This is a genomic window from Pseudocitrobacter corydidari (assembly GCF_021172065.1).
GTDB classification, from domain to species: domain Bacteria; phylum Pseudomonadota; class Gammaproteobacteria; order Enterobacterales; family Enterobacteriaceae; genus Pseudocitrobacter; species Pseudocitrobacter corydidari.
On record NZ_CP087880.1, the window covers coordinates 2,000,676 to 2,016,150 of the forward strand.

10 protein-coding genes and 1 pseudogene are annotated in these 15,475 nt (G+C 54.5%); 3 read left to right on the forward strand and 8 right to left on the reverse strand.

The window, feature by feature from the left end; genetic code table 11:
* Positions 1-435: 435 nt before the first annotated feature.
* Together G163CM_RS09345 and G163CM_RS09350 are read left to right on the forward strand one after the other, a co-directional pair.
* Positions 436-1,518 (forward strand): porin, encoded by a 1,083-nt coding sequence (locus G163CM_RS09345; protein WP_015965077.1) that lies wholly within the window; start codon positions 436-438, stop codon positions 1,516-1,518.
* Between the two features lie 186 nt (positions 1,519-1,704).
* The gene (locus G163CM_RS09350) at positions 1,705-2,895 is read left to right on the forward strand and encodes an amino acid aminotransferase (protein ID WP_015965078.1); all 1,191 of its coding nucleotides are present in this window, start codon (positions 1,705-1,707) and stop codon (positions 2,893-2,895) included.
* Between the two features lie 49 nt (positions 2,896-2,944).
* Here the strand turns inward: G163CM_RS09350 and G163CM_RS09355 are convergent, their stop codons facing one another.
* The 7 genes and pseudogenes from G163CM_RS09355 to cmoM all read right to left on the reverse strand — a co-directional run bounded on the left by G163CM_RS09355 (position 2,945) and on the right by cmoM (position 13,590).
* Positions 2,945-3,592, reverse strand: a complete 648-nt coding sequence (locus tag G163CM_RS09355; RefSeq protein ID WP_231827821.1) for an MBL fold metallo-hydrolase — start codon at positions 3,590-3,592, stop codon at positions 2,945-2,947.
* Between the two features lie 15 nt (positions 3,593-3,607).
* Positions 3,608-4,159 carry a peptidoglycan L,D-endopeptidase MepK gene (gene mepK / locus G163CM_RS09360; RefSeq protein WP_015965080.1) on the reverse strand — a complete coding sequence of 184 codons (552 nt, stop codon included), beginning with the start codon at positions 4,157-4,159 and terminating at the stop codon, positions 3,608-3,610.
* Positions 4,160-4,341: 182 nt separating this feature from the next.
* The gene (ldtD, locus tag G163CM_RS09365) at positions 4,342-6,141 is read right to left on the reverse strand and encodes a L,D-transpeptidase (RefSeq protein ID WP_231827822.1); all 1,800 of its coding nucleotides are present in this window, start codon (positions 6,139-6,141) and stop codon (positions 4,342-4,344) included.
* Between the two features lie 210 nt (positions 6,142-6,351).
* Positions 6,352-10,800, reverse strand: a complete 4,449-nt coding sequence (gene mukB, locus G163CM_RS09370; protein ID WP_231827823.1) for a chromosome partition protein MukB — start codon at positions 10,798-10,800, stop codon at positions 6,352-6,354.
* Positions 10,800-11,504: a chromosome partition protein MukE gene (mukE, locus tag G163CM_RS09375; RefSeq protein WP_015965083.1), complete on the reverse strand. Its 705-nt coding sequence runs from the start codon at positions 11,502-11,504 to the stop codon at positions 10,800-10,802. Before mukE ends, mukB begins: the two co-directional genes overlap by 1 nt.
* Positions 11,485-12,807 carry a chromosome partition protein MukF gene (gene mukF, locus G163CM_RS09380; RefSeq protein WP_015965084.1) on the reverse strand — a complete coding sequence of 441 codons (1,323 nt, stop codon included), beginning with the start codon at positions 12,805-12,807 and terminating at the stop codon, positions 11,485-11,487. The genes mukE and mukF overlap by 20 nt, the downstream gene beginning before the upstream one ends.
* Positions 12,804-13,590: pseudogene (cmoM, locus tag G163CM_RS09385) on the reverse strand (tRNA uridine 5-oxyacetic acid(34) methyltransferase CmoM). Before cmoM ends, mukF begins: the two are co-directional and overlap by 4 nt.
* A 122-nt stretch (positions 13,591-13,712) precedes the next feature.
* Between cmoM and elyC the strand changes: the two are divergent.
* Positions 13,713-14,492: an envelope biogenesis factor ElyC gene (elyC, locus tag G163CM_RS09390; RefSeq protein WP_231827824.1), complete on the forward strand. Its 780-nt coding sequence runs from the start codon at positions 13,713-13,715 to the stop codon at positions 14,490-14,492.
* Here elyC and G163CM_RS09395 read toward each other — a convergent pair.
* A complete protein-coding gene (locus tag G163CM_RS09395; RefSeq protein ID WP_231827825.1) occupies positions 14,469-15,362 on the reverse strand; it encodes a YcbJ family phosphotransferase in 894 nt (297 codons plus the stop codon). The genes elyC and G163CM_RS09395 overlap by 24 nt on opposite strands.
* Positions 15,363-15,475 lie beyond the last annotated feature (113 nt).

A 15,475-nucleotide genomic window follows, 5' to 3' on the forward strand; every position in this document is an offset into this window, starting at 1 on the left:
TTAGAAATACCTGAGCCGATAGCATTATTTTTAAGCGAAACCATCGCCACTTCGATACTTAAATTTAACATTAATGGCAGCTCACATTTACATCAACATGCTCAATAAACAACCACAATAGAGATTAAAGATAAGAAATTCATATAGATATATACTATTTCACTTAATGCTTCCCTAACCCCAACAGAACTTTGAGTTGTCTCACAAAGTTCCTAATTTTTAACTTTTTGTTACACATAATTTCTTCTTGTTACTTAATTAGGATATTTGTAGCACTTTCAGGCTAGCGAAACGGTGGTTTGAATGGAAATATGCCTCTCAGACACAAAAAGACACCAAACTATCATCAATGTTTCTGTAAATTTTTATTGACAGAAGTTATTGGCGGCAGTGGCGAGTGTCGATATAAAAAAAACCTAATGAGGGTAATAAATAATGATGAAGCGCAATATCCTGGCAGTGGTGATCCCTGCCCTGCTGGTAGCCGGTGCAGCTAACGCTGCAGAAATCTACAACAAAAACGGCAACAAACTGGACTTTTACGGCAAAATGGTCGGTGAGCATGTGTGGACCACCAATGGTGACACCAGCAACTCTGATACCACCTATGCCCGTATTGGTGTGAAAGGGGAAACTCAAATTAACGAACAGCTGACCGGTTACGGTCAGTGGGAATACAACATGGATGCGTCCAACGTTGAAGGTTCCCAAACCACCAAAACCCGTCTGGCCTTCGCGGGCCTGAAAGCCGGTGAATTCGGCTCTTTCGACTACGGTCGTAACTACGGCGCTATCTACGACGTTGAATCCGCAACCGATATGCTGGTTGAATGGGGCGGCGACGGCTGGAACTACACCGATAACTTTATGACTGCGCGTACCAACGGCGTAGCAACCTACCGTAACTCTGACTTCTTCGGCCTGGTCGATGGTTTGAGCTTCGCGGTTCAGTATCAGGGCAAAAACGAAGATCGTAACATTCAGAAGCAGAATGGTGACGGCGTCAGCACCTCTGCGACTTATGCCTTTGGTGAAGGCTTCGCGATTTCCGCAGGCTATGCTAACTCCAACCGTACTACCGACCAGAAAAACCAGGCCTTCAGCGCCAGCGGCGACAAAGCTGAAGCGTGGGCGACCTCTGCTAAGTATGATGCCAATAACGTCTATGCTGCAGTCATGTACTCTCAGACCTACAACATGACCCCGGAAGACACTGGCTTTGCCAACAAAACCCAGAACATTGAAGCAGTGGTTCAGTACCAGTTCGACTTCGGCCTGCGTCCCTCCGTTGGCTACGTACAGTCTAAAGGTAAAAACCTGGCCGCTCGTCCTGGCTTCGAAGGCGGCACTGCTGACCTGCAAAAATACGTAGAAGTGGGCACCTGGTACTACTTCAACAAAAACATGAACGTCTATGCAGCGTATAAATTCAACCTGCTGGACGAAAACGACTACACCGCAGCCACTGGCCTGTCTACCGACGACCAGGCCGCCGTGGGTATCGTGTACCAGTTCTAATCAGTACGCCACTTTGTTATATGCACAGGAAACAGGGCTTCGGCCCTGTTTTTCATATTTCAGCCAGTTAAAAATCGCGACTTTTGAAAAGGCTCGCGCTTTTCATTGCAAACGGTTGGCATTTTGTAAATCTGCCGTTAACCTGATAGCGGATTTCTCCAAGTCACTCATAAATGGAACCCCGTCATGTTTGAGAACATTACAGCCGCCCCTGCCGACCCAATTCTGGGCCTGGCCGATCTGTTTCGTGCCGACGACCGCCCGAGCAAAATCAACCTCGGGATTGGAGTTTACAAAGATGAGACCGGTAAAACCCCGGTTCTGACCAGCGTTAAAAAAGCGGAGCTTTATCTGCTGGAAAATGAAACGACCAAAAATTACCTCGGTATTGATGGTATCCCGGAGTTTGGTCGTTGCACGCAGGAGCTGCTGTTCGGTAAAGGAAGTGAAATCGTCAACGCGAAACGCGCCCGCACGGCGCAAACGCCTGGCGGTACTGGCGCACTGCGCGTCGCGGCAGATTTCCTCGCCAAAAACACCAGCGCAAAACGCGTTTGGGTAAGCAACCCAAGCTGGCCGAACCATAAAGGCGTTTTCAATGCTGCGGGTCTCGAAGTTTGCGAATATGACTACTACGACGCACAGAATCATGCGCTCAATTTTGATGGCCTTGTTGCCAGCCTGAACAATGCACAGGCCGGCGATGTGGTGCTGTTCCACGGCTGCTGTCATAACCCAACCGGTATCGATCCAACGCTGGAGCAGTGGCAACAGCTGGCGAAGATCTCCGCGGAGAAAGGCTGGCTGCCGCTGTTCGATTTCGCCTACCAGGGCTTCGCCCGCGGTCTGGAAGAAGATGCCGAAGGTCTGCGCGCGTTCGCCGCGCTGCATGATGAGCTGATTGTTGCCAGCTCCTACTCTAAAAACTTCGGTCTGTATAACGAACGTGTTGGTGCCTGCACCCTGGTCACCCGCGATGCGGACAACGCGGATCGCGCCTTCAGCCAGATGAAGTCAGTGATTCGTGCTAACTACTCGAACCCGCCGGCTCACGGTGCGTCCGTTGTCGCGACCATTCTCAGCAATGACGCTCTGCGCGCTATCTGGGAACAGGAGCTGACCGACATGCGTCAACGCATTCAGCGCATGCGTCTGCTGTTCGTGAACACACTTCAGGAGAAAGGCGCGAACCGCGACTTCACCTTTATCACCAAACAAAACGGGATGTTCTCGTTCAGCGGCCTGACCAAAGATCAGGTGCTGCGTCTGCGTGAAGAGTTTGGCGTGTATGCGGTGGCGTCTGGCCGTATCAACGTCGCCGGTATGACGCCGGACAACATGGCACCGCTGTGCGAAGCCATTGTCGCCGTGTTGTAAGACGGGTCAGACTAAATGAAAAAGGCCGCTTTCGCGGCCTTCTTTGCTCTTACCAGACAGGCATTTCATCCTGCAGGAACGGGTTGTGCAGCCGCTCATAGCCGAGCGTTGACAGCGGCCCATGACCTGGAATAAACGTCACGTCATCGCCCAACGGCAACAGCTTGCGTTTAATCGCGTCGATCAATTGACCGTGGTCACCGCGCGGAAAATCGCTGCGCCCCACCCCGCCCTTAAAGATAACATCGCCGGAAATCAGCAAGCGCGAGGCATCATCGAAAAAGACGATGTGGCCCGGCGTGTGGCCCGGACAATGAAGCACCTGCAACTTCACGTTACCCACGCTCACCGTTTCACCTTCATTCAGCCAACGGTCTGGCGTCAGCGGCTGACACTCTTCGAGGCCAAACATCCGGCTCTGCTGCGGTAATCCCTGCAGCCAGAACTCATCTTCTTTTTCCGGCCCAATCACGGGAATGCCGTAATGCGCTGCCAGCTCCGCCGCCGCGCCTACGTGATCAAGATGCCCGTGAGTGAGTAAAATCTGAACCAGGGTAACGCCAGCGGCCTCAACCTGCTCTTTGATTTTCTCTGCGTCGCCGCCTGGATCGACCAGCGCAGCAAGTTTCGTTTGCTCGCACCAAATCAATGAACAGTTCTGCGCGAACGCGGTGACCGGAATAATACGATAGTTCATAAGGCTCCTGTTTCGTTACCAGTGCCGCACCGGCCCGGTATCAATATGCACAAAGTTGCTACGTGGGTAGTATCCTACACCACCTGCGCGCATAGATAACGCGGCTTTGCGAATATTGCTTAACGAAACACCTTCAATATGGAAATCCATCGCCCGTCCTTTCGTGTGGTAGCTGTTTTTCGCTACACCACGGCTATGGGCACGTAATTCATTATTCGTGTCAATGGCACGATAGCCAGAGATTAACTGTACCGGACGATTAGAGCCTAATAAGCCCTGCAACCGATAAAGCTGGTCGAATAATGAGGGGTCGATAGAGGTTATTTTATTCGCGCGAAAATCACGGAAGAAATGATTGAGTTTTGCTAATTCATCCTGAATATAGCCTCTGCCGTCGAAAAACTCGGCTTTTATCAACTCACCCGTATGAAGATTGTTCAGCGTCAGGATCCGCGGACGTGGGGTCGAGAGGGTAGCAAGTGCGGGCGTCGGCAAGATGGCAGCAGCGCCCAGCGCAGCCCCACCCAGCGCCAGCAGTTTGCGGCGATTAGCGTCAAATTTGTCCATGATAATCAGGTCTACAAGTAAATGTGATCGAAATTTATGCACTTCTGGCGCACGTAGGGCACCTTACCGGGCATTTCTGCCAGCGTCAAGGCGACCATCCCAGCGCAACCCGCACCACCAGGGCTTTCCGGGGCGAAGGTTGCGACATAGATAGGACCACTAAATTACCTGAACTACTTCATTTATCTGATTAATTGTTCCGCTTTTGGCAGAATTTGTGCGCCAGATCGCGCTGTTACATCATAATTGTAAATATCTGTGCGATATTGTGTCTTTCCATCAGCATCCACAAAGGCGGTGAGGTAATAAAGATTCACCGGGATATTCTGCCGAATATTGACGTAGCGTGTATTCCCCTGCTTCAGCGCATCGGAAATTCTCGTGTCATTCCATCCGGCATCACCCAATAACATACCGGCAAGTTCAGATGCTTTATTCACACGCACACAACCAGAACTTAACGCGCGGGCATCTTTCTGGAATAAATTATGGTTCGGCGTATCGTGCAAATAGATGGCGTCCGAACTCGGCATATTAAACTTATACCGCCCGAGCGAGTTGCGCGGCCCCGGAGCCTGCTGGAAGCGGAACGGCAGGTTCGACGGCGTAATCGTTGACCAGTCTACGCGCCAGGGGTCAATGGTTTCGCTGCTGCTCCAGCCGCGCATCATCGTGTAGTTATGACGCTCAAGATAGCCAGGGTCATTGCGCAGTTTCGGCAGAATATCGTTGCGTGCGAGCGTTGGCGGCACGTTCCACGGCGGATTGACCACCACGTTATTCAGCGCGCTGCTCATCATCGGCGTTTTGCGATCCGGGCGGCCCACGATGACGCGGGACGCCAGCACCTGATTGCCATCCTGATAATAGACCAGCGAATACGCCGGAATATTCACCATAATGCCCGTGGAAAGTTTGCCAGGAAGTAGACGCAAACGCTGAATATTCAGCGCCACCACACCCGCACGTTCGGCGTTGGAGAGATTGAGCGCGTCGCGCGTCGCACCACCAATGACGCCGTCACTGCCCAGGCCCTGAGAAGTCTGGAAGCGTTTGACGGCATCGGACAATGTACGGTCATACGCCTGGGGGCCAGACTTCACTGTTTTCCTGGTTTGCGCTGATGGACTGACTGCGGGCTCATCACCCGGCAGCACAATCTTCGGGCCGCCGTCGAGCATGCCGTGGCGCTGTAAAATTTCACGTAAGGCAGGCACATCGCTACTCCATTGCCCCGGACGCAGCGACGCACCAGCCTTCAGTGTTGGCCAGGGTTTGGTATCGGAGAGCAGCGACAGCAGCGTCTGGTGCATGGTTTCATACTGCGGATGCTGCGGGGCCAGCCCGGCGATAAACTGCGGTAGCGTGCCCTCAGAGAGCGCCAGTTGCCACTGGTTAATGACCGACAGCGGCGGCGTCGCCAGGGTGTACGGTTTCGCGCTGTAGAGCCAGCGATTGCCCTGAACCGGAATACCGCTGATAAAGTGCAGATAGCCCATCAACGCATCAGAGAGCACAACATCACGCGCCATCCCGCTGACGTTCGGGTCGGTTAACAGCTCAACCCATTTGGTAAACTGCGGTTGAAAACCGGCGATAGCGACTTCGGCCAGTTGCTGCTGGAACGCGCGTACGGCATCACGATTTTCCCACATCGGTTTCATATCGTGAGCGGCATAAAGCGTGACCAGCGGATTCAGATAAACCGGCGTATAGCCTGCCGGCAGCCATGACTGAATATCGGCACGGCTCTTGGCCGCAGCGCCCTCCGGGAGCGGCTGCGTTCCCAACAGATTCGCCATCGCGGAGGCCTGGCTTCCCGGTACCGCCAGCGCAGGCGCCGTTTCCGCAACCGTGGCGGAACTGTCTGAAGGCACGACTTCTGGCTCATCGGCCAGCGCGTTAAACAGTGGAGCAAACGTCATTGCCAGACACATACTCACGACCGACAATCGACGACCATTCTTTTTATTAAGCAACATCCCTTGCCCCCTGTTATTGCATTAATGCTCGTAAAACGGGCTTACTCTCAGTATATAAAGACAAAAAAATTCTGCCTGACCAAATGTAAAGAAGTCTAAAGATAATACCCCCTCTGGCCGCAAAAGCAGATAGCTAAAACGGCGCTTATCCCTGAATGAGAAAAAACCCGGTCACTTTCGCGCCGGGTTTTTTATTTACGCCCTTTTACATCAGGAGGCGTCGGCCGTTCCCGGCAGCGTCTCTGGCAGCTGTGCGGCAAAACCGCGCAGACCGACCACGTGAACGTGCTCATGGGTGCCAACCACTTTACGCACCAGTTTATAGGTGGTGCCTTTTTCCGGGCTGATATTCTCTGGCGCGGCGATAATCAGCTGCATCTCCAGACGCTCGCACAGCTCGAACAGCGTGGCGATGGAACGGGCATCCAGACGGGCCGCTTCATCGAGGAACAGCAGACGGCACGGCGAGAGATCTTTTCCGCGCAGACGACGCGCTTCATCTTCCCAGCTCTGCACCACCATCACCAGAATCGACATCCCGGTACCGATCGCTTCACCGGTCGAGAGCGCGCCGGATTCCGCACGCAGCCAGCCATCGGAACCACGGTTAACTTCGACTTCCATCTCCAGATAGCTACGATAATCCAGCAGTTCTTCACCGATGGTTTGCGGCGTGCGCTGCCCCATATCGATTTGCGGATTGAGGCGAGAATAGAGCTTCGCCAGCGCTTCCGAGAAGGTCAGACGGTTGCTGTTAAACAGATCCTGATGCTGTTCATGCTGCTCGGAAAGCACATTGAGCAGCGTCGAGTGCGTTTCACGAACGTTAACGTTCAGACGCACGCTGTTAACCTGACCAAACGATACGCTTTGCAGCCCCTGGTTCAACTGGCGAATACGGTTCTGTTCGCGTTGAATGGTTTTGCGAATAATGTTCGCCACGCTGCGAGAGCTAATCGCCAGTTTCTGTTCACGCCCGGTCAGCTCTTCGGTCAGACGACTCAGTTCGATTTCCATCTGTTCGATAGCTTCGACCGGATCATCAGTACGAATAATATCCTGACGGATACGTTCGCGCAGATGCTGGTACACCGCCACGAAGAACTGAATTTTACGTTCCGGACGTTTCGGATCTTCCGACATGCGCAGAACATCGCGCAGATGTTCGTTGTCAGCCACCGCCAGACGCAGCGCACCCAACGCTTTATCCGACATCGAACGCAGGTCATCGGCAGAAAGATACGCCAGCTCGCGGCGGTGAAGACGACGTTCTACGCCGTTGTCTTTCACCAGACGCATCACCGCGCACCAGCCGGCTTTCGCGCTCACCACCTGCTCGCGCATTTCCAGGTAATCACGTTCCAGCTTACGCAGCTTGCGGGTCAGGTTGTCCATTTCCGCTTCGCAGAAGGTCAGCGCTTTTTCCAGTTGATTACGACGCGCGCGGTTGTTGCTTAACTGCGCGTGCAGCTCATCGCGGCGAATACGCGCACGCTCTTCCGCCCCGCTGTCGGCGCGGACGCCAATATCCTGCAACTCTTTGTAGAGATCGTTAAGCAGCTCTTTTTTGGTGTCGTAAGAACTTTTCAGCGACGCCAGCACCTGGCTGTACTGGCTCAGCTGCGCGGCGTGGGTACGCATCGCTTCACGGGCGCGGGTACGTTCGCTTTCCGCCTGCTCCAGACGCTGGCGCAGTTTCTCGTTAAGATCGCTGTTGCCGCTGAGCATTTCAGCCGAATCAGAGTAGCTAAAGTGCGCGCGACGCTGCACCACTTCAGTCAGGGCAAACGCCTGCTGACGGGCTTCGCGCTGCACCTGCTGAGACCAGGCATAATCTTCTTTCAGCTGTTCAAACTGTTCCGGGTCACTTTGCAGAACCGAGACCACCGGCTCCAGTTTCGCCAGTTGGTTACCGTGCTGCTGAATAAAGCGCGCGGCTTCCTGCGCTTCATCCAGACGTTCCTGAATTTCATCGACGCGGTCTGCCAGCGTTTCATCGGCCAGCAGGCTCAGACGCGGCAGCAGGCGGTTGAGTTGGGCAACGCCCTCTTTCGCCTGTTCAAACTGGGTACGCTGCTGCTGGTTGTCGCTTTCGTGCGTATTCAGCGCGCGTTCCAGCTCACCGCGACGGGTATTCAGTTTGCGAATTTCGGCTTCCGGATCATCGTCAAACGCCACCGACAGATGGCTGCCGATAAAGCGGCTGAACGCCTGATGCAGACGCTGAGTTTTCTGCACGTCAAAGGAGAGCGTGGCAAAACGTTCGGAGAGCACTTCACGCTCGGCGTGCAGAGTCTCGATGCGGTTTTCGCGCGCCGCGCGGCCAAACAACGGCAGGCTTGGGAAACGCGAATAACGCCACTGACGATCGGCGATTTTCACCACCACCGCTTTTTCCAGCTCATCGACGCTGAAGACGCTATCATCGAACGACTGCGGGTCACCCTCGATCAGATAGAGATCTTCCGGGCAATCTTCCAGACCTTCCAGCTGTTCAGCGATCTGCGAAAGATCCGGGACCACGATCGCGTGACGAGACGGGCCATACAACGCAGAGAAGTACGGCGCATCGTCCAGGCTGACATCGTCATAAATTTCAGACAGCAGCACGCCGCCAAAACGCTCGGCCAGCGCGTTAAGGCGCTGATCTTCCGAGCCGCCCGGCTGGCTTAAACGTTCAATCTCTTCATCGATTTCACGTTTACGCGCGCCAACTTCATCACGCTCAACAATCGCTTCACGCTCGCGTTCCAGCAACTGTTGCAGATATTCAGTGACATCCGAGCTGGACTCAAACTGCTCGCCGCTCTGTTCGCACAGCTGATTCAGGCTGTTTTGCGCCGCCAACCACACCGGCGCGCGGTGCATCAAAGCAGAGATGCGCGATTGCAGCGTTTCCAGTTCCTGACGCAGCGACATACGCTGTTCGCTGGCGCTTGAAACGCTGTCGGAGAGCGCGGAGATACGTGCTTCCAGTTCCTGATGCAGCGTTTCCAGGTCTTCAATATCGTAGTGTTTGCCCTGACGTTTGCAGAATTCGGCCAGCAAACGTTCGGCTTCCTGCTGCTCACGCAGACGCTGTTCCAGCTCGTTGAGTCGGCCACGCAACGCCTGCGCCTGTTCGGCAAGGTGACGCTGGTTGACGCCGTCACGCAGCAGTTCACGCGCCACGTTCCACGCTTCATCGCGGGCAACCGGGCCGTTAATATCCACCACTATTTGGTAGGCCTGCTCGAACTGGCTGTGGGCGGTTTGCGCCACGCTCATTTTCTGTTCGAGAGAGAGCAGTTTTTCTGTGGCTTCCTGCTCTTTGGCCTGGAACGTTTCCAGCCATTCGTCGGCGCTGTCAGGCGTGAGATCCGGCAGATGGCACAGCTCTTTCGCACGGGCCAGTGCCTGTTGCGCCTGGTTGTACTGAATGGCGCGAGTTTGCTGTACGTCCAGCGCCTGCTGGTAGTCGGCAAGCTGGCTTTTCAGCTCATCCACTTCCAGTTCCGCGGCTTCGGCGCGGGCTTCGTTCTCTTCCTGCTGCTCTGCCGCCTCGGCAACCACTTCGTTCTGCTCTTCAAGACGGACCTGTAACTCTTCTAAATCCGCTTCATAGCGCTCAATTTTTTCCTGCTGGCGCAACGCGGTCTGCACCAGATTCAGGTGATCGCTGGCTGCCTGGTGATCCGCTTCAAGATCGCCTTCCGCGCCGTTATGTTCTTGCAGCTCACGGGCCATATCGACGTGCTTGTACTGCTCCGCCGCCAGCTGCTGGCGAGAGGTAAACAGTTCGCGACGATACTCCAGCGCTTTATCAAGGTGGATACGACGTTCATTGGCGTGACGCATGTAGTCCGCCGCCACGTAATCTGTCGCTTCGGAAATCAAATGCTTGAACAGGTCGCGGTCCGACTGGGTGACGCGAATCGCTTCCAGCGTCATGCGGTTTTCACGCAGCGCGGCTTCCATGTCCTGGAACGCTTTGCGCACGCCGCTGTTTTCTGGCAGCAGGTAGTCGCGCAGAGACCGGGTGATGGCGCTGGAGATCCCGCCGTACAGCGAGGCTTCAATCAGGCGATAGAACTTGCTGCGGTCAGACGCGGAACGCAGACGACGCGCCACGATGCCCAGATCGAACATCAGCGAGTGGTAATCAGTGATTGAGTTAAACTGCTTGAACTGCACGCCTTCGATGGCTTCGAGCTTGTCTTTCAGCTCTTGCAGGGTCAGTACGCGCGCCTGACGCTCGTTGAGCGTTTCGGTGAGCAACGACGTCGGCTGCATGGACGTTGGCAGCCCCTGAATGGCGAACGGTTTGATGTCAACTTTACGGTCGCGCCCGGCGACCTGTTGCAGACGTACACCCACAACCACGCGCTGATGGCGCGAGTTCATGACGTCGAGTACCGAATAACAGACGCCCGCTTTCAGCTTACCGTGCAGGCCTTTATCACGCGAGCCGCTGGTCGCGCCCGCTTCGGTGGTGTTACGGAAGTGCAGCAGGGTTAAATCAGGGATCAGCGCCGTGACGAATGCCGCCATGGTGGTGGATTTCCCTGCCCCGTTACCACCCGACAGGGTGGTGACTAATTCATCAAGGTCAAAGGTACGGGCAAAGAACCCGTTCCAGTTAATCAGCGTTAGCGAACGAAATTTACCGCGATCGATCATTACTCTTCCTCCCCGCTATCCGGCTGATTGTCTTCATTCTCATCATTGAGTTGCAGATGGTTTTCAATCGCCATCGCTTCGCCGTCGCGGATCATACGCAGTTGCGCTTCACGCGCATCGTCGCCCGAACGCACGTCAGCGCCGAAGCGGAACACGGATTCGGTGATGCGGAATTTACTGCTGTCATGGCCCATGAACCACACCATACCCAGACGGCGCAGACGGTTCAGGGACGAACGGACTTTTTCCTGTAGCTTCTGACGGTCAAGGTCAGAACCGGTGGAGCGGTTGTTCACCAGCTTCAGCAGCTTGGCTTCATCCGCCAGCGCCAGCAGCTCGTCGTAGAGCTCCTGCTGGGTAAAGATGCCTTCGTTTGCCAGTCGTTCCGGGCTCAGATAGAGGTAGCAGAGAATTTTACCGACCATCATATCGAGCTCAGAAAGCACCGAGCGCGGAATCAGCGTGGTGGAACGCGGGCGCAGGTAGAAAAACCCTTCCGGCGCACGAATCAGCTCAACGTTATAACGCGCGTAAAACTCTTCCAGATATTCCTGGAAATCCATCAAAAAGGCGTGATTATCCAGCTCATCCAGACCGATATGCCGACCCGCACGCAACGCGCTATCCAGCGCCGGAAAAATAGGATTGGCCAGGGCCTGCGCCAGTTTAACTGGCATCACTTGTTCAATATTTGTCGATGACATGCGCCTGTACCTTGGCTCCGTAATCATTAATTGGCTGCCATTTTGCTGGCAACCCGGTGAAATCTGCTTGTGCAAAACCTAAACGAACCGCCTGATCGACCACAATACGTGCCACGTCGAAGTGTCGCGCGCGCGGATACTGGAGCAGATACTCTTTGACCACCAGCCCCAGATCCAGCGGGATCGCTTTGGTTTTATAGATAGCGAGCTGCTCTTCGATCAGCGCCGCCAGTTGTTCGCGGATTTCGTTAAACTCTTCGTACTCTAAATCAGGCGGAAGTTCACCCATGACTTCTTCATCGCGCAGCGTCATCTCTTCGTCACGCATATCCAGCAAACGATCGGCGCTGGCATAGGTGAGCGCCCACGGCGCATCGAAGTAATTTTGTACCGACTGGCGCAAACGCTGGGCAAAGACGCGGTTTTTATCCATATCGATAGCGGTACGGATAAATTTATGCACGTGGCGATCGTAGCCAATCCACAGGTCAATCGCCTGCTGGCCCCAGCTCACGATACGGTCGAGTTTATTCTGCAAATCGAATACTAAGTGATCGACGAAGTGCAGATGATCGTGGCTTAACGTCGCATCCTGAATACGCAACAGATTAGCCTGTAGCTTATCGCCCGCCGCGTCCAGGGTATCCTGCAATTCACGCAGTGTGCCAGACGTTTCCGACAGCAGCATTTCGCAGCTGGAGATCGCCGCGCGCCAGTCTTTGTTCAGCAACTGGGCGATATCATCTTTTACCGACTGCTGCTGCTCATCCATGATGCGCTGCGTCAGGTCGATGCTGTCGAAAATCTCGGCCACCGAGTATTTCAGCGGCGCATAGACGTTGCGGTGCCAGTGGAACTCATCGCCGCCTTCCGCTGCCGCATCGGCGGCGCGTTTCAGTTCGCCGGCCACAATCGACAACTGCATTGAGAGGCGCAGGGTCGAGAATTCGCGCTGGCGGATATAGTAATCGGTAATACCGATCCCAAGCGGCGTCAGGCGATAAATAGAATTGCCTTCGGTCACTTCGCTGGTAAAGCGGTTCAGCAGACGTTGGCGAACCAAATCGTTAATCGCGTTGTTGGCACGCGTACTGATGGTTTCACTGGTTTGCTCAAACGCATCACTCACATGACGAAACGCGTCCACCAGCTCGCCTTCCGTCATTTCACCCTCCAGTCGCTCGCCATTCAGCGTTGCAACAGCCAGCAAAAATGAGAGCCTGTCGACCGGAAGCGAGATGGCAAAATCATTTTTTCTGGCCCAGGCAACCAGTTCGGGGACTGTCTGGGAAAATTCACTCATAGTTTATCCTTGCTTCTGCGGCTTCAGCGCGGTGACATGAATATAGCGCCCCAGGCTAATGTAAGGCTCCTGACGGCAATAGCGCGTCTCTAATTCCAGTAACATCTCATAGCAGTCATGCTGCCGATGTTTTTCGCGCAGATAGTCATGAAACACTCGCACGCCGGTTTTCCCGGTGACCTGCCAGCCAGCCTCTTCCAGCCAGCCATAGACCTGTTGCGGATCGCGCGGATAGTTCGGCGATAACGTCCGCTTTTTCTTTTTCGGCATACCGATCATGACATAGTCAAAATTACCGGCCACCATGTTATGCATCAACAAGCCGTTTGCATTGTAGAACATTAACGATAATGCGCCGCCCGGACGCAGGACGGACCATAACGCATTCAGCGCATCTTTCGGTTCCGCCACCCACTCCAGCACAGCATGAAACAATATCAGATCAACCGGGGTTTCCAAATGGTGAGCCACATCCTGGACCGCGCATTGTATAAAATGCATGTTGTCGCTCACACCTTTGTCGCTGGCAGCCTGTTTCGCGCGGGCGATCATTTCGGCGGAAAGATCGCACAGAATCACCTCGTGGCCGCGCTCGGCCATTTTAATCGCCGTCTGCCCTTCTCCGCCACCGGCGTCCAGCACGCGCAGCGGGCGAGAGTCAAAGGTTTCCAGCAGACGGTCGAGATCCTGCCACAAAATGGCCTGACGCAACTGCCCTTTCGTTGTGCCATAGATATTGCGCGAAAATTTTTCCGCGATGTCATCAAAATTGCGATCCTGCACAGGACGACCTCACTCGCCAACAACAAGGCGGCTATTTTGTCACACCCACGGCGATAATGAAGCTATCTGGTGTAATATCCCTGCGTTGATCCACTTAGATGGTTAAAAAAGGACCCATTCAGATGCTTTTTATGCTGAAAAAGTATATTGGCGGGATGATGTTGCCGCTACCGCTGCTGCTTTTACTGACGGGGCTAGGATTATTCCTGGTTTGGTTTACGCGTTTTCAGAAGACGGGCAAAACGGCGATCACCGCAGGCTGGCTCCTGATACTGCTGTTAAGCCTACAGCCTGTTGCCGATGGGTTACTGAAACCTATTGAGGATAAATATCCCACATGGCGCGGCGAGCAACACGCTGAATATATCGTGGTTCTGGGCGGCGGATACACCTGGAATCCGGAGTGGGCGCCCAGCTCAAACCTCATTAACAACAGCCTGCCGCGCCTGAATGAAGGGATTCGACTGTGGCAGGCGAATCCGGGATCAAAAATGATCTTTACCGGCGCACGCGCGTTGACCAACCCGGTCAGCACCGGTGAAGCTGGCGCGCGGGTGGCAGAAAGCCTCGGCGTGCCGCGAAGCGAGATTATCGTCCTCGACACACCGAAAGATACCGAGGAAGAAGCCGCCGCAGTGAAAGCAGCGATAGGCGATGCGCCGTTCCTGCTGGTAACCTCTGCGTCACATCTGCCGCGCGCGATGATCTTCTTCCAGCATGCGGGGCTGAATCCACTGCCAGCCCCTGCCAACCAGCTGGCGATCGAATCACCGCTGAACCCATGGGAGAAAGCGATCCCGTCCCCGGTCTGGCTAATGCACAGCGATCGCGTTGGCTATGAGACGCTCGGGCGAGTCTGGCAGTGGCTGAAAGGCATTTCAGGAGATCCAGGGCAGGAGTGATTTCGCTGCCAGATCGAAATTCTCGCGGTTAAAACGCCCGGTATTCACCAGCCGGGCGACTTCATCCCATAGCAGATATAGCCAGCGTCGCCAGAGGAATGATTCCGCCACCGGTGCACGCTGAAGATAACGCCACAGCAGACCTTCCGCATGGCCGCTTTCGGTCAGGCGAAACAGTTCAAACTCGCGTGGCGCCCACAGCATTGGCCCTGGCCCCACCATCGCCAGCAACTGGTCACTACGCGCATCTTTCAACATACTGCGTAGCGTAAAGTTACCGTGAATCAGCACGCAGTTGTCGTTAAAACCCTCGAATAGCGCGGGCAAGCATTCACGGGTACGAAACAGAATACGCTTATCCTGCATCGTTAATCCGGTATTTTGATAAAGACTGAGCGTTCCCCACAGCACTTCGACACGCTGGCGATACCAGTGAGGCCAAAGGTTTTCCTGAGTGCTGTCGACAAACCCGACTAATCCGCCGCTATCCTGACGATGCCAGGCCAGCAAGCCTTCAACAATCTGGTCTTTGAGCTGTTCCCAGCGTTCCGGAGTACGAGCAGGCGCTTCAACCGGTACGCCGCGCAGGCGTTCCAGCAGCAGCACATCCGGGCCGGGATGCTCCTCGTGGGTCATGACGCCGTAAACAACGGGCATTCGCACAGTGCCGCTGCGGGCAAGCATCGAGATTTTCCACGCCAGTTGACGAGCAAGATCGGGCGTGGTGAAGCTTCTGGCGAGTAACGGTAGCGGATTGCCGTGGGCGTCATACAGTGACCACAGCGCGGTATCAGCCTTCTCATTGATACATTCCACCCGACTGAGTTTTTCCCCAAGCAGATGGCTTAGTTCGGCGCGCAGTTGTTCCATTTCAGGTTGCCCCCATAAAAGCTACTGCTTTTATAATGAGCATATGAAAGGCAGATGTCACCGGATAAGATCAAAACTGTTACAGAAAATAGCAGAATACGCAGCGGTAAACG

Coding starts and splice junctions, on each gene's coding strand:
- G163CM_RS09345 (WP_015965077.1), top strand. CDS start 436: ATGATGAAGCGCAATATCCTGGCAGTGGTGATCCCTGCCCTGCTGGTA.
- G163CM_RS09350 (WP_015965078.1), top strand. CDS start 1,705: ATGTTTGAGAACATTACAGCCGCCCCTGCCGACCCAATTCTGGGCCTG.
- G163CM_RS09355 (WP_231827821.1), bottom strand. CDS start 3,592: ATGAACTATCGTATTATTCCGGTCACCGCGTTCGCGCAGAACTGTTCA.
- mepK (WP_015965080.1), bottom strand. CDS start 4,159: ATGGACAAATTTGACGCTAATCGCCGCAAACTGCTGGCGCTGGGTGGG.
- ldtD (WP_231827822.1), bottom strand. CDS start 6,141: ATGTTGCTTAATAAAAAGAATGGTCGTCGATTGTCGGTCGTGAGTATG.
- mukB (WP_231827823.1), bottom strand. CDS start 10,800: ATGATCGATCGCGGTAAATTTCGTTCGCTAACGCTGATTAACTGGAAC.
- mukE (WP_015965083.1), bottom strand. CDS start 11,504: ATGTCATCGACAAATATTGAACAAGTGATGCCAGTTAAACTGGCGCAG.
- mukF (WP_015965084.1), bottom strand. CDS start 12,807: ATGAGTGAATTTTCCCAGACAGTCCCCGAACTGGTTGCCTGGGCCAGA.
- elyC (WP_231827824.1), top strand. CDS start 13,713: ATGCTTTTTATGCTGAAAAAGTATATTGGCGGGATGATGTTGCCGCTA.
- G163CM_RS09395 (WP_231827825.1), bottom strand. CDS start 15,362: ATGGAACAACTGCGCGCCGAACTAAGCCATCTGCTTGGGGAAAAACTC.